17 protein-coding genes and 1 pseudogene are annotated in these 19512 nt (G+C 49.0%); 10 read left to right on the forward strand and 8 right to left on the reverse strand.

The genetic code is table 11. The features are described 5' to 3' along the window. Nucleotides 1-38 precede the first annotated feature (38 nt). Nucleotides 39-1409, reverse strand: coding sequence for a uracil-xanthine permease family protein (locus DES37_RS02410; RefSeq protein WP_036105748.1), 1371 nt, complete (start codon nt 1407-1409; stop codon nt 39-41). 301 nt (nt 1410-1710) lie between these two features. Between DES37_RS02410 and DES37_RS02420 the strand changes: the two genes are divergently transcribed. Beyond that, nucleotides 1711-2136, forward strand: a complete 426-nt coding sequence (locus tag DES37_RS02420) for a universal stress protein (RefSeq protein ID WP_036105742.1) — start codon at nt 1711-1713, stop codon at nt 2134-2136. On the opposite strand, the gene DES37_RS02425 is transcribed toward DES37_RS02420, so the two are convergent. From DES37_RS02425 to DES37_RS02435, 3 genes are all read right to left on the reverse strand, one after another. Then, nucleotides 2133-3218 carry a mechanosensitive ion channel family protein gene (locus DES37_RS02425; protein WP_110024698.1) on the reverse strand — a complete coding sequence of 362 codons (1086 nt, stop codon included), beginning with the start codon at nt 3216-3218 and terminating at the stop codon, nt 2133-2135. The two genes, DES37_RS02420 and DES37_RS02425, sit on opposite strands and share 4 nt — an antisense overlap. Before the next feature lie 160 nt (nt 3219-3378). Then, nucleotides 3379-5154: a sodium:solute symporter family protein gene (locus tag DES37_RS02430; RefSeq protein WP_036105736.1), complete on the reverse strand. Its 1776-nt coding sequence runs from the start codon at nt 5152-5154 to the stop codon at nt 3379-3381. Between the two features lie 557 nt (nt 5155-5711). Further along, nucleotides 5712-7724, reverse strand: coding sequence for a heparinase II/III domain-containing protein (locus tag DES37_RS02435; RefSeq protein ID WP_110024699.1), 2013 nt, complete (start codon nt 7722-7724; stop codon nt 5712-5714). Between the two features lie 459 nt (nt 7725-8183). On the opposite strand from DES37_RS02435, the gene DES37_RS02440 reads away from it, so the two are divergent. The 3 genes from DES37_RS02440 to DES37_RS02450 are packed head-to-tail and all read left to right on the forward strand — an operon-like array spanning nt 8184 to nt 11028. Then, a complete protein-coding gene (locus DES37_RS02440; RefSeq protein WP_110024700.1) occupies nt 8184-9173 on the forward strand; it encodes a TRAP transporter substrate-binding protein in 990 nt (329 codons plus the stop codon). 50 nt (nt 9174-9223) lie between these two features. After that, nucleotides 9224-9727: a TRAP transporter small permease gene (locus DES37_RS02445; protein ID WP_036105726.1), complete on the forward strand. Its 504-nt coding sequence runs from the start codon at nt 9224-9226 to the stop codon at nt 9725-9727. Further along, nucleotides 9727-11028 carry a TRAP transporter large permease gene (locus DES37_RS02450; RefSeq protein WP_110024701.1) on the forward strand — a complete coding sequence of 434 codons (1302 nt, stop codon included), beginning with the start codon at nt 9727-9729 and terminating at the stop codon, nt 11026-11028. Before DES37_RS02445 ends, DES37_RS02450 begins: the two co-directional genes overlap by 1 nt. 59 nt (nt 11029-11087) lie before the next feature. Here DES37_RS02450 and DES37_RS02455 read toward each other — a convergent pair whose 3' ends face one another. Then, nucleotides 11088-11591, reverse strand: a complete 504-nt coding sequence (locus DES37_RS02455) for an ESA_00282 family adhesion-associated protein (protein ID WP_036105721.1) — start codon at nt 11589-11591, stop codon at nt 11088-11090. Nucleotides 11592-11694: 103 nt separating this feature from the next. On the opposite strand from DES37_RS02455, the gene DES37_RS02460 reads away from it, so the two are divergent. Next, nucleotides 11695-12105, forward strand: coding sequence for a hypothetical protein (locus DES37_RS02460; RefSeq protein WP_036105719.1), 411 nt, complete (start codon nt 11695-11697; stop codon nt 12103-12105). Between the two features lie 4 nt (nt 12106-12109). Further along, nucleotides 12110-12502 (forward strand): hypothetical protein, encoded by a 393-nt coding sequence (locus DES37_RS02465; protein ID WP_036105716.1) that lies wholly within the window; start codon nt 12110-12112, stop codon nt 12500-12502. A 302-nt stretch (nt 12503-12804) separates the two neighbouring features. Here DES37_RS02465 and exbD read toward each other — a convergent pair. Together exbD and exbB are read right to left on the reverse strand one after the other, a co-directional pair. After that, nucleotides 12805-13215, reverse strand: a pseudogene (gene exbD / locus DES37_RS02470) (TonB system transport protein ExbD); the annotation flags it as partial. A 6-nt stretch (nt 13216-13221) separates the two neighbouring features. Then, nucleotides 13222-13956, reverse strand: a complete 735-nt coding sequence (exbB, locus tag DES37_RS02475; protein ID WP_110024703.1) for a tol-pal system-associated acyl-CoA thioesterase — start codon at nt 13954-13956, stop codon at nt 13222-13224. A gap of 246 nt (nt 13957-14202) precedes the next feature. Between exbB and metC the strand changes: the two genes are divergently transcribed. Both metC and DES37_RS02485 read left to right on the forward strand, forming a co-directional pair. Then, nucleotides 14203-15390 carry a cystathionine beta-lyase gene (gene metC / locus DES37_RS02480; protein ID WP_110024704.1) on the forward strand — a complete coding sequence of 396 codons (1188 nt, stop codon included), beginning with the start codon at nt 14203-14205 and terminating at the stop codon, nt 15388-15390. Nucleotides 15391-15525: 135 nt separating this feature from the next. Then, a complete protein-coding gene (locus DES37_RS02485; protein WP_110024705.1) occupies nt 15526-16215 on the forward strand; it encodes a DedA family protein in 690 nt (229 codons plus the stop codon). 15 nt (nt 16216-16230) lie between these two features. Here DES37_RS02485 and DES37_RS02490 read toward each other — a convergent pair whose 3' ends face one another. Continuing rightward, nucleotides 16231-17163 (reverse strand): AraC family transcriptional regulator, encoded by a 933-nt coding sequence (locus DES37_RS02490; RefSeq protein ID WP_051691284.1) that lies wholly within the window; start codon nt 17161-17163, stop codon nt 16231-16233. A gap of 184 nt (nt 17164-17347) precedes the next feature. Between DES37_RS02490 and yqhD the strand changes: the two genes are divergently transcribed. Together yqhD and dkgA are read left to right on the forward strand one after the other, a co-directional pair. Then, nucleotides 17348-18511, forward strand: a complete 1164-nt coding sequence (gene yqhD, locus DES37_RS02495; protein WP_110024706.1) for an alcohol dehydrogenase — start codon at nt 17348-17350, stop codon at nt 18509-18511. A 74-nt stretch (nt 18512-18585) separates the two neighbouring features. After that, complete coding sequence (gene dkgA / locus DES37_RS02500; RefSeq protein WP_110024707.1) at nt 18586-19413, forward strand: 2,5-didehydrogluconate reductase DkgA; 828 nt, start codon at nt 18586-18588, stop codon at nt 19411-19413. Nucleotides 19414-19512: the final 99 nt, after the last annotated feature.

Consider the following 19512-nt stretch of genomic DNA (forward strand, 5'->3'; position numbering starts at 1 on the left):
CTGAATGCTCAGGGGACGGGAACACACAGGCAGGTTAATTAGCGCGCGGAGGTTGCCGCGCCGGCTTTTACTGTTTGTGGTTCATCATGAGGCATTAACAGGTTGAGTACCATCGCGGCAATACCACCACTGGTAACAGCATGCCCGAAAATATTGCCGATAATTTTCGGGAACTGGCCCAGTACTTCAGGTACAGCTTCAATACCCAGACCAATCCCAAACGAGATGGCAATGATCAGCATTTCCCTGCGGCCTAACGGGCTTTGCGTCATGATCCGGATCCCTGCCGCCACCACACTGCCAAACATTACCAGTGTCGCACCACCTAAAACTGGCGCCGGGATCTGTTGCAGCAACCCGCCAACGACCGGAAACAACCCTAACAGTAATAAAATCACACCGATATACATGCCCACATAACGGCTGGCGACGCCAGTCATCTGAATAACCCCGTTATTCTGGGCAAAAGTTGTATTCGGGAATGACGAGAACATGGCAGCCACCATGCAACTGATGCCATCGGCCATGATCCCCCCTTTCAGGCGTTTGCGGAATGATTCCCCTTCAATAGGCTGCTGCGAGATCATGCAATTTGCTGTCAGATCCCCCACGGCTTCCAGAATAGAAATAAATGAAACCAGAGCAATAGGGATAAAAATGGCCCAACTGAAGTGAAAACCAAAGCGGAATGGCTGAGGTAAAGCGAACCACTGTGCTGGCAATGGCTGAATGGCCAGGTGCCCGGTTACCGCCGCAGCGATACAGCCAACCGCAATCCCAATCACGATAGCTGACAGGCGCAAAGCCCTGCTACGGGAACGGTTTAACGCAATAATAACCAGTAACGTCAGTGCACCGAGGCCCAGATTAGCGGGTGAACCAAAATTCGCGACACCATGCCCGCCGCCCCAGTCAGTAATACTGACTTTAATCAGGCTGATACCAATCAGCGCAATAACTGTGCCGGTCACCAACGGTGTCAGAACCCGGCGCAATGAATCAAAAAAGCGGCTGACCAGCAGTGGAATAAATGCCGCGACGAAGTTAACACCAAAGATCATCGCCAGCACATCTTCGGGGCTGCCGCCCTGGCTTTTAACTAAAAAGCCCCCGGAGAGAATCACCCCCAGGAAAGCAAAACTGGTGCCCTGCAGGCTAATCATACCGGCACCCACGCCCCACACACGCTTAGCCTGCAGAAAAGTGCCAATGCCTGATGCCAGCAAGGACATACTGATGAGATACGGCAGGTAAGCATTCAGCCCCAGAACTGAACCAATAATCAGTGGTGGCGTGATTATCCCCACCACACTGGCCAGCACATGCTGAACCGCCGTCAGGAGTGCGGCCCAGGGAGAAATGCGCTCCTCGAGCCCATAGATCAATTCTTTTTGGTTAGTGTCTGACATGGTAAGCATCCTGATCCGTTGAGTACCAAACTAAAATGCATAAACCAGGCCAGGTATGGTCGAAGCAGGCTTTTTACCGCCAGGGTAAGCAGGCTGTGCGTTTCTCTGTATTACTGACTGCACCGGGTGAAACCATAAAATCACTCATGCACCACATTGTTACTTTTGTTTCACCAAAAGCATCATATAGCTTTCTTTTGCACAACATTGATGCAACAAACAGAAATGCGTCTTGGCGCACAGTGATAACCAGGAAGCGCTGGCTATAGTTAGCACCAGAAGGAGAGCACAGGAGGGCGGTATGAAACACTATCAACATATTCTGGTGCTGGTTAATGATGAACAGGATGGTCCCCTGCTGTTGCACCGGGCAAACCAAATGGTTCACCAGGATGCCCGGATAACCCTGGCACATATTCTGATTGATTACCGGGCCATGAATTATATTTCCGACAGTATGATGAACGATGCGGGTTCCAGCCAGGTAATTGAAATCAAAGCCCTGCTTAACCACCTGGCGGCCAGCAGCCCCTGGCCGGTCACCACTCGCGTGATAATCTCGTTAGATAAGGTCAGGGCTTTGGCAACATTTATCCGCAAACAGGAGGTTGACCTGGTGATTATTGGGCACCATAACCGGTTGTTTGGTGTACTGACCTCTCGCTCCATGGCCTTTATCAACCACCTGGATGTGGACTGTTTTATTTGCCACATTCCACCAGACTAAGCTGCGGCACGGTCCTGGTTATCCTGAGGGATAATCACCCGGCAAGGGACAGCAAGGCTGACATTGATTTCGTTAAGCCGCTCAATCAGGCGAATATTAATCTCCTGCTGAATATCCATGTATCTGTTGTAGTCAGCAGTATCAACAATATGCACCACTTCAAAAGTGAGGCGGTCCTGGTCAAACGACAGAAAATGCCCGCGGTCAAATTTCGTCCCGCCGACTTGTTCAATCACGTCTTTGAGCAGTGGGCCGATTTTGCGTAACTGCGCTGCGGTGGTGGAGTACGAAACACCAAAAGTAAAGACAATGCGCCGGGTATTCATGCGCTTGTAGTTGTGAATTATCTGCTGCAACAGTATCGCGTTGGCACAGACAATTTGTTCACCACTGAGGCTGCGTATCCGTGTGGTTTTCAAACCGATATGTTCAATACTGCCCGCTACATTGTTGAACACGATAAAATCGCCAATCTCAAAGGGCTTATCAAACCCAATCGCCAGCGACGCAAACACATCACTCAGGACAGTTTGTACCGCCAGAGCAATCGCAATACCACCAACCCCCAGGCTGGCAACCAGTGCAGTAATATCCACCCCCGCATTGGCCAGGATGGAGAGCAGCATGACAGACCAAACCAGCGCCCGTAATATCAACCCCAAAATGACCAGTGTGACCGGGTTACGGGAGATACCAGGTGCAAACAGCAGCTTTTTCAGCCAGGACTGGATCCCCTGGTCAAACCAAATCGCAATCTGCAATGCCAGGACCAGAAACCAGGCATGGGAGATTGTACTGTACAGTGTATCCGGCAAAGCAACGAACTGCAGGCTGAATAGGAATGCGGCAAACAGGATCAGTAATTTTTTGGTTTGTTGTAACACTTCAAAAAAAATGAAGTGAAATTGCGTTTTGTGGGTGGTGTTTTGCGACCAGGCATCAACCCGGCGGTGAATAAACTTTATCAGGCGATTAACCAGAAAATAGGTCACCAGCGTTATCGCTATCACTAATGCCACATCGGCCCAAAATGGCAATGACATCAGTAACTGCAGGTAGTTCGTTCGTTGAAGTATCTCCATGCAGACTCCATAACTAAAATGTGAAGTTCGCGCATAAGTATAGTTGCCGGAGCCGGTACGCCGGGTTTCCTTGCCCTAAAAGCAGTTTTTTCCGAATGCTGCTTAAGCAAAAAAGGCCAGTCTTTAACGACTGGCCTTTGATTTAAACTAATTGATTATACTATGAAAGTTGTTTTTCCAGTTGCTCTGCAGGTTGCCCTGCTTCGCCGCTGCGTTTGAGTAAATAACCCACCAGCAATACAGCTAACGCACAACCCAGGAATAACATTCTGCCCCACAGTGGGTTTGGCAGTAATACCATCAACAACAACCCGGCGCCCATCATCAGAGTAATACGGCCCAGTTTGCTACGTTGCAGGCGGTCAAACTCGTCCTGGCCTTCAGCAGCCACAACCGGGGTATCCACGTTTTTGAAGAAGGTATCGACGTTTTCTTTCTCTTCTTGTGTCAGTGAAGACTCTTTATAGAACAGTGTTGTCAGGACAAAGAAGCCGCCGGTTAACACCAGGTGTGCTGCAACTGTCAGTGTAGTGGTCAGTTCAGAACGCTCACGAGCAGTCAGTGTGATACCAAACAAGTCAGCACACCACTGAGCAGTAAAGACATTCATTACCAGCCAGGAAACTACCATACCGAAGCAGACCGTTGACCATGCAGCCCAACGCGGCGTTTTACGAATAAACATACCGAAGAACAGCGGAACCAGAATCGGCGATTGCAGCAGTGTTGCCACACGCATCATCAGTTCGAAGAGACTCAGGCCTTTAAGCTGGGCAAACAACTGCGCAATCAGAATGACCAGGATACCATTGACTACGGTGACAATCTGGCTGGTACGCAGCAATTGTTTTTCTGACAGCACTTTGTTACGGCATACAATTGGCGACCAGAAGCTACGCACAAAGATACCTGAGTTACGGCACAGAGCTGAATCCATAGAAGACATCGTGGCAGCGAACAGACCAGCAACCAGTAAGCCAACCGTACCTGCTGGCATCAGTTTCTCTGCAAACACCAGGTATACGGCATCGGACGCTTTGTTACCAAGTTCAGCATGAGACGCTGCGGCATCCGGTAACAGAACAGCGGTCGCCCATGGCGGGATAAACCAAATAATAGTCCCTACCACCATCAGCCCCATTGCCAACAAGGCCGCTTTGCGGGCATTGCCGGAATCTTTCGCATTCAGGAAGCGATAAGAGTCCTGCATATTGTTGATGCTTTGCAGCTGTTTTACCAGGAAGAAGATGAAGGAGCCCACCAGCAACAGGCCGTAGTTCATATCCGGGCCCATCATAAAGTCGCTTGGGAATTGCTCAATCATGTTGGTTGGGCCGCCGACAGCCACCAGTGCGACAATCGCGCAGGCCACAGAAATCACTGCGACAACCAGTGTCTGGACAAAGTCACTGGCCACCACACCCCAGGCGCCACTGAGCATGGAAATGAGCAGTACAGAAATCCCGGTAACCCAAATAGTGGTTGTCATGTCATAGCCAAATACCGCGCCGACAAAAATAGCCAGGCCGTTCAGCCACACACCACCACTCAATACACTCAGCGGGATAATTGCCCAGGTGAAGAACTGTTCATTGCCTTTACCAAAGCGAGCACGAACGCCTTCGGTAGGCGTATCAACACGCATCTGGCGGAAACGCTGGCTGAACCACCACCAGGAAGCCATATAACCCAAAATATTACCGAAGAATACGAAGGTAACAGCAAAGCCATCCGTAAATGCTTTACCGGCAGCACCGGTAAACGTCCATGCTGAGAACTGAGTCATAAAGGCTGTCGCCCCGACCATCCACCACAGCATGCGGCCGCCGCCACGGAAATAGTCACTGGCCGACTGGCTGGCCATTTTTTTGAAAGCGAGGCTAATTACGACCATCAGGACGAAATAGCCTGCAATTACCAGGATATCTATACTCATTTAATTACCTCTGAGCCACTTGCATTTGCTCTGGCAAACGCAGTCTCACTGAAAACATCACCCAATCCATGAAATCTCCCACTATTATAAAACAGTGTTTTAAAAATAATGTGACGTGGTTTTTATTTGTGGAATCATTATGAAACAGGTCACACTTATTTATGATCTGAATCACATTTAATGCAGGCTGAATGGTTTCAGTTATGACTGAAAATCATTACTCAAATGAAAAACGGTACAACTCCGTAAATTTCATAAAGATACAGAACAGGAAAAATAACGGTTAGCGGATAAATAATTAGTATGATGGTTATTTTTAGGATTTTTCATTCATCATTTTCGGTATTTTTAGCACTGAAAACATGACGCCCGTATAAACACACATCAATGCTCATACGGAAACAAGGCAACAGTGCCAGGGCCACCAGGCACCAACAAAAAAGCTCAGCACAAACACGAGTTCGGCCTTCAGGAACAATACCCTGAGTAAGAATAAATATGGGAAGGAATAAACAGGCGGTATGCCCGAAGGCAGTAACCGCCCGGGTCGGGGTTTGTTAATTGATAATCTGCGGGATGCCTTTATTCCATGGCAGCGTAATCACCTGACGTGCCCCGCCGTGGTTAATATGAAGCACCACGCTTTCTGGTTGCCATTCAACATCAGTAAGCGAAATACTGTTTCTCCCGCTTAAATCATACAGCGTGGCCAGGCGGCAACGGGCCTGGTTGCTACGCACCACCAGGTAGTTGATATCCCGAGTCGCCGGGTTCGCCGGAGCCAGGGCCGTGTATAAAGAGGTTTCCTTCTCGCTCGCAAGCCACAACGGCAGCTGTTTATCTTCATGGTGGAAGTTAAGTGGCATCAAACCGTTAAGTGGGCGGCAGCTAACAGAATGAAAATACGCATCGACCCCCTGATTCGGCCACTGGCAGGCTTCACCTGGCGGGCATTTCGCCAGGCTCGCGTCCACATGCAAAGTAAAATCCAGTGCCTGCTGGTGCGGGTTCTCAACTTCAACCACATCCACAGCCATACCCGCCAGCCACAGGATATTGCGGCGAAAGACAACCCCCTGCCAAATTTCGGTATCCACCGCGGGTGGGTAATGGCTGTCCAGTTGCACTAATGCGCCACTCCAGCTCACTTCGGCCTGTAACCAACTATAAGCGGGTTCTTGTTGCCAGTTGATAACCAGAGGTACTGCAGGGGGCTGATTGGTTCGCCCAATACTCAGCGTGTTATGGGTGACACTGTTTTTATAATACTGGTAATGCGCCGGCGCGCCATACCCGGTGGTCCCCAGGTCTGGAAGCCAGTGGTGCCCCTGATTAAACAATATAATTCCCAGGCGGTCATGGTGATCGTGTTCACCGCCAAACGGGGAGTGCTTGAGCAGCAACGCCTGGTCACTGCCAGGCTGGCGCAACACTGAAAGCCCGGCCCCCGGTGCATGGGTCGTGTCAACGGGAACCAGAACCGGGGTAACATCGGGTAAGACGCTTGCCCCATATAGCAAGGCATCCAGATTATTGCGCGGCTGCTTTTGGTAGATAGTGTTAAGTACTGCACCATAGCGAGGCTTGCCATATTCCCCATAGAAGAACTCGTAAATATGGGAATGAGTCAGCACTTGCTGGCCGGTGATACAATCATTTATTGGCGGGAAAGTGCCGTCAGGCAGCAGTAAATCCAGCGGGAAATCGAGCATCTTTTGGTAGCCGGGTAATGGCAATAAACTCCAGCGGGTTCCCCGGGCCAGTTTTTCAAAAGCGCAGAAACCTTGTAGCGCATAAAAATGATAATGGACCGATCCCTCGAACCACAGCCCTTCTTCCAGTAACCCGTGCTCAAGTTGATAACGCAGCCCGTATTCACTGTTGACCGCAAATTCCAGGTAGTCTGTATCCCCAAGAATTAAACCAATAACACCCACTGTGGCACTGATTTTTACTTCATGGTTATGTAATTGCCTGGCGCGGTGCGCTATCAGAAAATCGGCGCCTTCCCGCAACAACCGCTGTTCAATATAGCGCTGTTCTTCCAGGCTGAGTGCATCGCGAATGAAATCATAGCCAAGGGCAAAATCCAGGTGGCAATTCGCTTCACACAAGGTTTGCGCATTGGCTTTTCCGGGGCCATTACAAGGAATGCCACCATGTACTTCATAGTCCGGGTAATATTTGGCGTAACCAAGCAGTATTTCACGCACTTTGCCGAGGTATTCTGCGTCGCCGGTAAGTTGCCAGAGTAGCCCTAACTGATAGCAGGCCTTTGCATTAAGGCCATTAAGACCCCGCCACCACGCACCATCCCAGGGTTCTCCACGCCATATTTTGCCATCTACCGGGCAGCAATGTGCATCTGGAGACTGCCGGTCCCAGTTAAGCCGGACTCCGTGCTCCGGGCAAAAATAGTAAAGATTCCATGTCGCGATTGCGGTTTCAGGCACCAGTACCGGCCAGGCCAAAATAGCCTCGTTATCTTCACGGATAGCCTGAATAAAATTGGGGTAAGCCTGAAAACGTGACTTACATAACGAAAAAGCTGAATTACTGAACTGAATCATCTCTGCATCCCTGTCGGAGTTTTTTTTATTAGAACAATTCCACCCACAAAAATAAACCAGCGTTTCATTTTTACATAAGAAGTGAGAGCGCCATCAATACGCCGGTTTCCCGCATGCAACAGACCAATATGAGAAGTTGTCATACCTATTTCAATTAGCACTATTAAGTAACGAATTAAAACGCGCTGTTATATGAATGACGCAGGAAAATATTGCGGGCTGATAAGTATCACCGGTGACTATTGCACTGAACCCTGTATTAAAAACTGAGTAACCTGATGAAGTTAATTCAGGTGATCTCATTCACAGAAATGGTTATCCATAGCTTTCATCCGGAAAAATGTGAACCACACTAACAAATGCTATCCGACAAGTAAGATAAGATGTCATACATCAAAACCAATAATTACATTTTATTACACCGACGTTACGCCTTAATTATCCTTCGGAGAATGTGTTATGAAACTGACCTCTTTTTCCCGTAGCCTGCTGGGCGCAGCAATTTTGACCCTCTGTGCCGGCAATGCCAGCGCTGCAGAAAAAGTTACGCTTAAACTGGCTCATAACCTTGAGCGCAGCCATGTGGTTCACAAAGCCTTTGAGCAAATGGCGAAAGAAGTAAAAGAACTTTCCCACGGCAATATGCAGATCCGTATTTATCCCAGCAGCCAAATGGGCAGCGCCAGGGAAACCATGGAGTTACTGCAAAATGGCGCGCTGGATATGACAAAAGGTTCAGCCAGCGATCTGGAATCATTCGACAACGTATACGCTATCTACAACCTGCCTTATTTGTTTAAAAACCAGCAGCACTTTAACAATGTCGTCTACGGTGAAGTGGGCAAAGAAATAATGAACTCCACCAAGGATAAAGGCTTCTTCACCATGGCAGCCTATGTTGCCGGAACCCGCAGTTTCTACGCGAAAAAACCGATTACTAAACCTGAAGACCTGAAAGGCATGAAAATTCGTGTTCAGGCGAGCCCAACTACACTGAAGATGATTGAGTTGATGGGCGGTTCACCTACACCTATCTCCTTTGGGGAAGTGTACACAGCCATGCAACAGGGTGTGGTGGATGGGGCAGAAAACAACGTGCCGTCCTGGGTGCAAACACGTCATATCGAAATTGCCAAAGTGTTCTCTGAAGATGAACACACCTCCATTCCTGACTTCCTGGTAATGTCGACCAAAACCTGGAACAAACTGACACCAGAACAGCAGCAGATCCTGGCTAAAGCCGCCACTGATTCTGAAGTTTATGAGCAGAAACTGTGGGATGAAGTGGACAAAGAGTCTCGTGAAAAAGCCACTTCAATGGGTGCCACTTTTGTAAAAGTAGATAAAGCACCGTTCCGTGCAGCAGTAAAACCGCTGTATGACGATTTTGCCAAAGATCCAAAACAAGCAGCCCTGCTTGCCAAGTTTGAAGCCGCCGCGCCACAGTGACGGGCCTCTGGCGGGCTTGAAGCCCGCCTTTTTTAATCAGGAAAACAAAAATGATCTTCGACCGTATTAAATGGGTGGTTGACCGGATTATTGCGACCTTTTCTATCCTGGTAATGGTAGCCCTTGTTGTCTGCGTCGTCTGGCAGGTATTCAGCCGTTATGTGTTGGGGCAACCCAGTACCATGACGGATGAGCTGGCACGCTTTCTGATGATATGGGTAGGCTTACTGGGTGCCGCCTACACCGTGGGGGCGCAACGCCATTTATCAATTGATATTCTGGCGCTCAGTCTGAATGAGCGGAAAAAACTGGTTCTCAATATCTTAATTAACCTGTTTATTCTTCTGTTTGCTGGTGGCGTGATTATTTCCGGCGGCCTGAAGCTGATTGAAAAAACTCTTGCTACTGCGCAAGTGTCTGCAGCCATGCAAATTCCTATGGGTTATGTCTATTTTGTTCTGCCGTTAACTGGCGCCGTCATGATGTTCTATTCCTTATGGTTTATTGCGCATGATATTCACCGCTTACGTCATCCGGATGAGGTTGCCCCATAATGGAAAGTTATATTGCTCTCGCCCTGTTTGGTAGTTTCTTTATCCTGGTATTTATCGGCGTGCCTATCTCGTTTTCTATTGGGATAGCGACTGTCACATCCATGGCGCTGATGTTCCCGTGGGATATTGCCATAATTACCGTCACCCAGCGCCTGGCTAATGGGCTGGATAACTTCGCACTACTCGCCATCCCGTTCTTTATTTTTGCGGGCATCCTGATGAACAGTGGTGGGATAGCCATCAGGTTAATTAACCTGGCGCAAGTGATGGTTGGCCGGGTGCCAGGTTCTCTGGGCCATGTCAACGTGCTGGCAAACATGATGTTTGGTTCTATTTCAGGTTCGGCTGTTGCAGCAGCTGCCGCCGTTGGTGGCACACTGGATCCTATTCAGAAAAAAGAAGGGTATGCCCCCGAGTTTTCAACAGCCATTAACGTTTCTTCTTGTATCACCGGGTTATTGATTCCGCCATCGAACGTGCTGATTGTCTTTTCACTGACAGCTGGCGGTGTTTCTGTAGCTTCACTGTTTATGGCGGGTTACCTGCCGGGCATTCTGATGGGTTTCTCCATCATGCTGGTTTGTTGGTTTTTGGCTCGTAAACGCAACTATCCACTGTCACCTCGCCCGACAACTCGCCAGGCACTGAAAGCACTTCTGGATGCACTTCCCAGCCTGCTATTGGTGTTTATCGTTATGGGTGGGATTCTGGGTGGCGTGTTTACCGCCACTGAAGCTTCAGCCATTGCGGTGGTATACACCTTTATCCTGTCGGTGCTGATTTACCGTGAAGTGAAATGGCGCGATTTACCCAAGCTTATTCTGGAATCTGTCGTCACCACATCTATCGTGTTGTTGCTGATTGGCTGCTCTGTGGGCATGTCCTGGGCCATGACCAACGCAGATATCCCTTACTTAATTAGTGATGCCATGATGGGTATCTCTGACAACCCGCTCGTTATTCTGCTGATGATTAACGTGGTGTTGTTAGTAGTGGGTATTTTCATGGATATGACCCCCGCAGTGCTGATTTTCACGCCCATTTTCCTGCCAATTGCGCAGACACTGGGAATGGATCCGGTACATTTCGGGATAATGATGGTAGCTAACCTGTGTATTGGCCTGCTGACACCACCAGTGGGGAGTGCGCTGTTTGTTGGGTGTTCTATCTCTGGTGTGAAGCTCCAGAACCTGATTAAACCGTTACTGCCGTTCTATGCAGCCCTGTTTATTTCACTGATGATGATAACCTATATCCCTGAGATTTCGTTGTTCATACCGAAACTGCTGGGGTTGATGTAATGCTTAACCCGGCCAGGCGCTAATCCTTCGCCTGGCCGGGTTCCTTTCTGCCATAACCGTTATACATCCCCAAGAGAAACCATTGGGCGCTGGTAAGCCGGCCACACAATGGCAACCAGTTCCGGATAAGCACTCAGACTGAACTCATAAAAACACTGGCGCAGATTCAGCACTTCGATATCTGAGTAGCCAATCACTTCACCGTTCATGCAGCGCTTTTTCAGGTTGTCATAGTATTTGTACACCGCCGAGTTAAGGTCACTGCAACGCCGCTGGGCATCAAACAACCCTGGTGTCGAAGTGATTTTATCAATCCCCATTTGCTTGACTGTGATGCGAACAAAATCAATGTATTCGTTATTCACCCGCCAGTACCAGGGTGGTGTAATGTGGTTGATCAGACGGGCAAACTGATCCTCACCTTGATCTGGCGTTAATGAAGGTTGTGAATATAAAGGCTGTTGCTGTTCCCGTTTTGCGCTGTTTTTATTATCGCGCATTAAAACAAGCACACCACCCAGCAGTATTAATAATATAAAGACGAGATAAATAGTGAGGCTCACATTTACACTCCTTTTTTTTGATTTTAATTTTACAACATGTTATTGTCAACGTTACACTCGCCCTAAATAATTTTATCTTTTTGATATAAAAGGCTTATTAGTTATGCTGCCAGATAACCTGGTGCCCGGGCGGTATCACTATATAGTTCCGGAATCACCGCAAGACAGTTCTGATACCCCATCTGATTTCACTTTAGTTACTGAAAAACTTCAGGAACTCGAAGTGGAAATTCTTAGCAGCGTCTCGCAACCCGGGCGTATTGGCCTGCCGAAGAACGCCCTTCTGGAAGAACATGACCGCTATTTCAAAGAGCGGCTATTTAGTGTTGCTAAAATAGAGACATTTGCCCGGGTACTAAAAGAATTAGTCGCAGAAAATGAAATTACCCAGGAAGCCCTCTCTGAGCTAATCACACAGAAAACCGTAGAAATAAATGAACAAGGTGAAAAAATTTGGCTTAATTTAATTACCAGCGAAATTAAATCACCTTTGTTTTACCGGTTTGAGGATTAGCCCTATGTCTGAACAGGCTCAATCAATTAATAAAAATTTCACTTTAAATACTGAAAATAAGCACCAATTTATCTTAAGTAGAAATTTACAGTCACTGCGGCTTTATAAAAACGAAGTGGTAGACCGTTATACCCGTAAAGTCTCCAGCATTCCGGCAGCCCTGGTTGAATTGAAGTGGCAGAACCGTAAAGCGCTGTACTCGTTCCAGGTGAAAGAAGAAGTTTATGGCAGCGTGTTGTGCCAGTTACTGGCCAGCAACCCGGAGCTAAAAGAAAAGGTCATGGCGCGTATTGAGGCTCATTACCAGCAATTCCGTACTCATGAAGCACAAACACTGGAAGTCTCACGCAAACTGGTTGACGGCCAGTTTAAGACGTCTTCTGCGCTCGGCAGCTAACCTCCCACATCTCAATTTTTCTGGCACATTCTTTCACACATAAAAAAAGCGTGGCCAGTGCCACGCCTTGATTCCGGTAAGAAGCAAAGCAAGCCTTCCGTCTTACCTGGAACAGATAAAATTCCCACTATTGATTCACCAGCCGGGCTGGCAGCAATCCGCATTATTAACGGATTAGCCACTCACCCGTTACCCTGCTCGTAACACAAGGCTTACTTAGTAGCGGCCTCTGCCGGCTGTGATGGCTGAGCGGGTTGTGGTGACGCACTCGTCGGGCCTGCTGCCGCCCCGGCTGCTAGGTTACTTTCTTGCGCTACCAGGCCAATTTTGAGATACCCGGCCTGTTGCAGCATATCCATCACATGCATCAGGGTTTCATAATCAACCGTTTTATCCGCACGGAAAAAGATAGTGGTGTCTTTCTTCCCGTCTGTCATGGTGTTCAGGACGTCCACCATGTTCTGCTCAGTTACAGGCTCATCGCCGATAAACAGCGTTTTGTCGGCTTTGACTGACAGATACAGGGGTTTTTCCGGGCGTGGTTGCGGCTCGCTGGATGAACCAGGTAAGTTCACTTTTACGTCAACTGTCGCCAGTGGTGCCGCCACCATAAAGATAATCAGCAACACCAGCATCACATCAATAAAGGGTGTGACGTTGATATCGTGCATCTCGGCGCTGTCGCCAGCGTTCTCGTTAAAATGCATAGCCATAAGGCATCAACCTACACGCAGTTTCTGAGCGGGCTGGATATTTCGTGCTTCACGGCTCGTGGCCAAATCCAGATCCCGGCTTTGCAGTAACAAGACTTGCGCCGCCACATCACCCAGAGAGGCTTTGTAATTACCGATCATGCGCGCGAAAACGTTGTAAATCACCACAGCTGGAATAGCAGCAACCAGGCCAATTGCGGTAGCCAACAGCGCTTCTGCGATACCCGGAGCCACAACTGCCAGGTTCGTTGTTTGCGATTGCGCAATACCGATAAAGCTGTTCATGATGCCCCAGACCGTGCCGAATAAGCCGACGAATGGAGAAATAGCGCCAATAGTCGCCAAAAAGCCATTACCACGCCCCAGATAACGCCCGGTTGCCGCAACGCGGCGCTCCAGACGGAAACTGGTACGCGATTTAATACCTTCGTTATCAGTACTGTCTTCTGAAAGGACCAGTTCGTCCTGTGCTTCATTAATTAACTGAGCACTCAGACTGCGGGCGTGAAAACCGGCAGCCGTTTCGCTGGCTTCATCTAAAGAGCGGGCACTTGAGAGCGCGGAATACTCACCATTCAGGCGGCGTTTCCAGGCAAGCAGTTCAGTAAATTTGCGAAAGAACAGCGCCCATGTGACCACGGAGGCGAGCAACAGGCCAATCATGACCAGCTTCACCACAATATCGGCATGATGATACATACCCCAGACGGACAAATCCGCCTGCATCAAATTTTCTGCCACAGTGAATCTCCAGGACCAACATGAAAAAAATGAATATTGGCGGTATCATATCAAAATACCGTCGAATTGATAGTCGTTCTCATTAGTATTTACATAATGACCTGGATCACACTCTTTTTCTTTGCGCCAGGACAGAAATTCACCGCTTTTTTCCGCGCTTTTTCTTATGACGCTAATTTCCCTGTGCCGGTCCCGGCAGAAGCGTGGTAACTTATTTAGACATCCAGACGTATAAAGGGACAGGCAATGTCAGAGAAACATCTTGAAACCGCGCTGATTACTGCTGGCCGTAACAAGCGCTATACCCAGGGTTCTGTTAACAGTGTTATCCAGCGCGCATCCTCGCTGGTATTTGAGTCCGTCAGTGCTAAAAAGCAGGCTACTGCAGGCCGTGCAACAGGTGAGTTATTTTACGGCCGCCGCGGCACCCTCACGCATTTTTCCTTGCAGGAAGCTATGTGTGAACTCGAAGGTGGTGCTGGTTGCGCACTGTTTCCTTGTGGCGCTGCGGCCGTCGCAAATACTATTCTGGCCTTCGTTGAACAAGGTGACCATATTTTGGTAACACGCACCGCGTATGAACCGACGCAAGATTTGTGCACCAAAATCCTCTCCCGGTTAGGCGTGACCACCTCCTGGTTTGACCCGCTAATTGGCGCTGATATTGCCAAACTGGTCAGGCCGGAAACGCGGGTTGTTTTTCTGGAATCCCCTGGTTCCATTACTATGGAAGTGCATGATGTCCCGGCTATCGTCAAAGCAGTACGAGAGAAAGCCCCCAATGCCATTATTATGATGGACAATACCTGGGCTGCGGGTGTGTTGTTTAAGGCTCTGGATTTTGGTGTCGATATCTCAATTCAGGCTGGCACAAAATATTTGATTGGCCATTCCGATGCGATGGTTGGCACCGCTGTTTCCAACGCCCGTTGCTGGGAACAACTTCGTGAAAATGCCTACCTGATGGGGCAAATGTTGGATGCCGATACCGCGTACATGACCAGCCGCGGTTTACGTACCCTGGGTGTGCGCCTGAAACAACACCAGGAAAGCAGCATTGCTATTGCCACCTGGTTGCAACAGCATCCGGCAGTTGAGCGCGTTAACCACCCGGCTTTGCCTGGCAGTAAAGGCCATGAATTCTGGAAGCGCGATTTTACCGGCTGTAGCGGGCTGTTCTCCTTTATTTTGAAAAAACGCCTTAGCGAAGCTGAGTTTGCCCATTTTCTGGACAATTTCAGCCATTTCAGCATGGCCTACTCCTGGGGCGGGTTTGAGTCACTCATTTTAGCGAATCAACCTGAAGAAATTGCCGCTATCAGGCCGGAGAGTGAGGTAGACTTTACTGGCACCCTGGTACGCGTTCACATCGGTCTTGAGAATGTGTCAGACCTGATTGACGACCTCGCCGCCGGGCTGGAGCGTATTGGTTAACTCAGTTTGGTTTAAGTCTGAAAAAAGTTGTCATACATGAGTATGGGATGTGCCATGTTGAGCGCCGGATCAAGGTGTTAAACTGTATCCGTCAGGTACAATTACTATAATTTATGCTGTTCCACGGGATGTTTCATGGTTGTTATCGAAAATATCATCGCTGCACTTTGGCACCATGATTTTGTGGCTCTGACTAATCCACATGTTATCGGTATCGTATATTGCATCATGTTCGCAACACTGTTCCTTGAGAACGGCTTGTTGCCTGCAGCCTTTCTTCCCGGGGACAGCCTGCTGTTACTCGCTGGCGCAATGATTGGCCGGGGTGTAATGGATTTTACTTCTACATTATTGTTGCTCACCGCCGCTGCCAGCCTTGGCTGCTGGCTGAGTTACCTGCAAGGCCGCTGGCTGGGCAATACGCGCATGGTGAAAGGCTGGTTACATCAACTGCCTGAGCAGTACCACCAGCGTGCAACCTGTTTGTTCGACCGCCATGGTCTGCTGGCGCTGTTGGTGGGGCGTTTTCTGGCATTTGTGCGCACCATTCTGCCCATCATTGCCGGGTTGTCCGGGCTGTCCAACCGCCGGTTTCAGTTCTTTAACTGGCTGAGTGCTATATTGTGGGTGGGCACTGTTACCGGCCTGGGTTATGCACTGAGTATGATTCCATTTGTAAAACGCCATGAAGACCAGGTCATGACCGGGTTAATGATTTTACCGGTTGTTTTGCTGGTCGCCGGGTTACTCGGGGCCATTATTGTTGCTGTTAAAAAAAAGCCGATGGGCGGCGTTGTGACAAACAATAACCGCCCGGTGAACTAACCAACAGCCAGGGTTCTACTGGCGAACAGCCGTGTTCAGCAGATTGCGGGTACTCGTTTGCGTTGCCCGCATTCTCAGAATATCTTCCCCGGGCGTCAGCCCAAAGTAACGTTTAAATTCCCGGCTGAACTGAGAAGGGCTTTCGTAGCCCACCTGCATGGCCGCAGCCCCTGCTTTCATCCCGTCATGCAGCATCAATAAACGCGCTTTGTGTAACCGGTAGGTTTTCAGGTACTGCAACGGTGAAGTACTGGTGACAGATTTAAAATTGTGATGAAACGCTGATACGCTCATGTTTGCTTCTATAGCCAGCTGGTCGACCGTCAGGTTATCGCGGTACTGAGTTTCAATACGCCGCAATGCCCGGCTAATCAGGCTGAAATGGGTATGGCGGCTGACCAAAGCCAGTAATGCCCCACCTACCGGCCCGGTCAACAAATGATAAAGAATCTCCCGAATAATAGCTTTACCCAGGATGCGCGCATCCAGCGGGCTTTCCAGCACATCCAGCAAGCGCTCAACAGCACATAAAATGGGTTCAGATAAAGGTGCTGAATGAATACCACTGGATACAGGACGCGGCTGGAACCCCGGCTCTTCGCCAATATCCATAAGCAGAGCCTGTAACTGCATGATGTTGATGTTGATGCGTAACCCGGCAAGCGGTTCTTCTGGTGTTGCTGCAGTTTCACATTCAAAAGGCAATGGCACTGTCAGCAATAAATATTCGTTCACATCATAGCGAAAGACACGATCATTAAGATAACCCGTTTTGTGGCCTGAAAAGAGAAAAACAACACCTGGTTCATACATTACCGGCGTGCGGGGATACGGAGATTCCCCATAGAGCAGGCTAATTTCACCACCAAAAAAATTAGAAGTATTTTTTATATTTATCAGGTGATTAACCTTTTCTTTTAACGCCAGGCAAATTTCACTTCGGCTCATTTTTACTTACCAGGTTGAGAGAATACGGACAAAGCACAGTCTACCTGAAATGAATTCTTTCTCTATTACTTTGTAGAAATAGGCAAATCAATTGCAGAAATGAGCATTGAGCAATGGAGCGTAGAATCAGACAATAAACGCCAACGCCCCACAGGGCATAATTAATTATCTAAGGGTACACCCCATGAACAATTTCGATTTACATACCCCTACCCGCATTTTATTTGGTAAAGGTGCACTGTCTTCACTGCGCGAAAATATTCCGGCAGATGCCCGCATTCTTATCACCTACGGCGGCGGCAGCGTGAAAAAAACTGGCGTGCTTGACCAGGTGCTCACTGCTCTGGATGGTTTAAATGTACAAACTTTTGGTGGCATTGAACCGAACCCGGCGTATGAAACCCTGATGAAAGCCGTAGAGGTGGTTAAGAAAGAAAATATTACTTTCTTGCTGGCTGTTGGTGGCGGTTCAGTACTGGATGGCACGAAGTTTATTGCCGCCGCAGCACAATACCAGGATGGCGTGGATCCCTGGGAAATTCTGGAAACCTGGGGCAGCAATATTAAAGGTGCCCTGCCACTGGGCTCCGTGCTGACACTGCCAGCGACCGGTTCTGAATCAAACAATGGCGCAGTAGTGTCTCGCCGCACAACAGGCGACAAACGTGCATTTATGTCTCCACATGTTCAGCCACTGTTTGCGGTTCTCGACCCGGTTTATACCTACACATTACCAGCCCGCCAGGTGGCAAACGGTGTGGTTGATGCATTTATTCATACCGTTGAGCAATACATCACTTATCCGGTTAATGCGAAAGTTCAGGACCGTTTTGCTGAAGGCCTGTTGCTGACACTGAAAGAAGAAGGCCCTGTCGCGCTGAAAGAACCAGAAAACTACGATGTCCGGGCGAATATCATGTGGGCCGCCACCATGGCGCTTAATGGCCTGATTGGGGCTGGTGTGCCGCAAGACTGGGCAACACACATGCTGGGGCACGAGCTCACCGCGATGCACGGCCTGGATCACGGGCAAACTCTGGCCATTGTTCTGCCCGCGCTGCTGAATGAAAAACGCGAACAGAAACGAGCAAAACTGCTGCAATATGCTGAACGTGTGTGGAACATCACTGAAGGAAGCGAAGATGCCCGTATTGACGCGGCCATTGATGCCACTCGCCAGTTCTTTGAAAGCATGGGAATTCCAACACATTTATCCGATTATGGTCTGGATGGCAGCACTATTCCGGCCTTATTGTCTAAACTGGAAGAACACGGCATGACCAACCTGGGCGAGCATCAGGATATTACCCTGGAAGTAAGCCGCCGTATTTATGAGGCGGCCCGCTAACCAGCATTCACGATCCTGGTTTCGACCCTTCGCTGCCACCTGCTACGGGTGGCAGCTCAATAAAGGAGGAGAGAATGGCGAATGCAAGTGTGATAAAGCTGCACGATGGTAACCTGATGCCACAACTTGGCTTAGGCGTCTGGCAGGCCAGCAATGAAGAAGTGCTAACAGCCATAAGTAGTGCACTGGATGTGGGCTACCGGGCAATAGATACCGCGGCCGCCTACCACAACGAAGAAGGCGTTGGCCAGGCATTAAAAAATAGTCATGTCCCCCGCGAAGACTTATTCATCACCACCAAATTGTGGAACGCTGACCATCTGCGCCCTGCGCAGGCACTCCAGACAAGCCTTGAAAAACTGCAGCTTGATTATATTGACCTGTGGCTGATGCACTGGCCGGTCCCGGCGAAAGGCCACTACATTGAAGCCTGGAAAAGTATGATTGATCTTCAACAGCAAGGGCTGGTGAAGAGTATCGGTGTCTGCAACTTCAATATTGATCACCTGCAGCACATTATTGATGAAACAGGCGTGCACCCGGTGATCAACCAGATTGAACTGCACCCGTTATTTCAACAACGTGCATTGCATGCATGGAATGCCACCCACCAAATACAAACGGAATCCTGGAGCCCACTGGCCCGGGCTGGTGAAGGTATTTTTGAGCAAAAGATTATTCACCATCTGGCAGACAAATACGGAAAATCCCCCGCGCAAATTATTATCCGCTGGCATCTGGATAACGGCCTGGTCGTGATCCCGAAGTCAGTAACCCCATCGCGTATTGCTGAAAACTTCAATGTCTGGGATTTCCGCCTGGAAAAAGAAGAACTGGCAGAGATGGCAAAACTGGATTGTGGTAAGCGTATTGGCCCGGACCCGGATAAATTTGGAGCATAAGGCTGCCCTGGCATCTTACCAAAGCAGGGCGATATAAGCGCCTCTCGCACAAACAAACGCCCTTCATTACGAAGGGCGTTTTTTCATTTGTTAAGCCAG

It is taken from the genome of Mangrovibacter plantisponsor, from assembly GCF_003182475.1.
GTDB classification, from domain to species: domain Bacteria; phylum Pseudomonadota; class Gammaproteobacteria; order Enterobacterales; family Enterobacteriaceae; genus Mangrovibacter; species Mangrovibacter plantisponsor.

What these genes read in the sequence shown, in the direction of transcription:
- dkgA (WP_110024707.1), top strand. Translation starts at nt 18,586, where the DNA reads ATGGCGAATGCAAGTGTGATAAAGCTGCACGATGGTAACCTGATGCCA.
- DES37_RS02410 (WP_036105748.1), bottom strand. Translation starts at nt 1,409, where the DNA reads ATGTCAGACACTAACCAAAAAGAATTGATCTATGGGCTCGAGGAGCGC.
- DES37_RS02445 (WP_036105726.1), top strand. Translation starts at nt 9,224, where the DNA reads ATGATCTTCGACCGTATTAAATGGGTGGTTGACCGGATTATTGCGACC.
- metC (WP_110024704.1), top strand. Translation starts at nt 14,203, where the DNA reads ATGTCAGAGAAACATCTTGAAACCGCGCTGATTACTGCTGGCCGTAAC.
- DES37_RS02485 (WP_110024705.1), top strand. Translation starts at nt 15,526, where the DNA reads ATGGTTGTTATCGAAAATATCATCGCTGCACTTTGGCACCATGATTTT.
- yqhD (WP_110024706.1), top strand. Translation starts at nt 17,348, where the DNA reads ATGAACAATTTCGATTTACATACCCCTACCCGCATTTTATTTGGTAAA.
- DES37_RS02460 (WP_036105719.1), top strand. Translation starts at nt 11,695, where the DNA reads ATGCTGCCAGATAACCTGGTGCCCGGGCGGTATCACTATATAGTTCCG.
- DES37_RS02420 (WP_036105742.1), top strand. Translation starts at nt 1,711, where the DNA reads ATGAAACACTATCAACATATTCTGGTGCTGGTTAATGATGAACAGGAT.
- DES37_RS02435 (WP_110024699.1), bottom strand. Translation starts at nt 7,724, where the DNA reads ATGATTCAGTTCAGTAATTCAGCTTTTTCGTTATGTAAGTCACGTTTT.
- DES37_RS02490 (WP_051691284.1), bottom strand. Translation starts at nt 17,163, where the DNA reads ATGAGCCGAAGTGAAATTTGCCTGGCGTTAAAAGAAAAGGTTAATCAC.
- DES37_RS02430 (WP_036105736.1), bottom strand. Translation starts at nt 5,154, where the DNA reads ATGAGTATAGATATCCTGGTAATTGCAGGCTATTTCGTCCTGATGGTC.
- DES37_RS02450 (WP_110024701.1), top strand. Translation starts at nt 9,727, where the DNA reads ATGGAAAGTTATATTGCTCTCGCCCTGTTTGGTAGTTTCTTTATCCTG.
- DES37_RS02425 (WP_110024698.1), bottom strand. Translation starts at nt 3,218, where the DNA reads ATGGAGATACTTCAACGAACGAACTACCTGCAGTTACTGATGTCATTG.
- DES37_RS02440 (WP_110024700.1), top strand. Translation starts at nt 8,184, where the DNA reads ATGAAACTGACCTCTTTTTCCCGTAGCCTGCTGGGCGCAGCAATTTTG.
- DES37_RS02465 (WP_036105716.1), top strand. Translation starts at nt 12,110, where the DNA reads ATGTCTGAACAGGCTCAATCAATTAATAAAAATTTCACTTTAAATACT.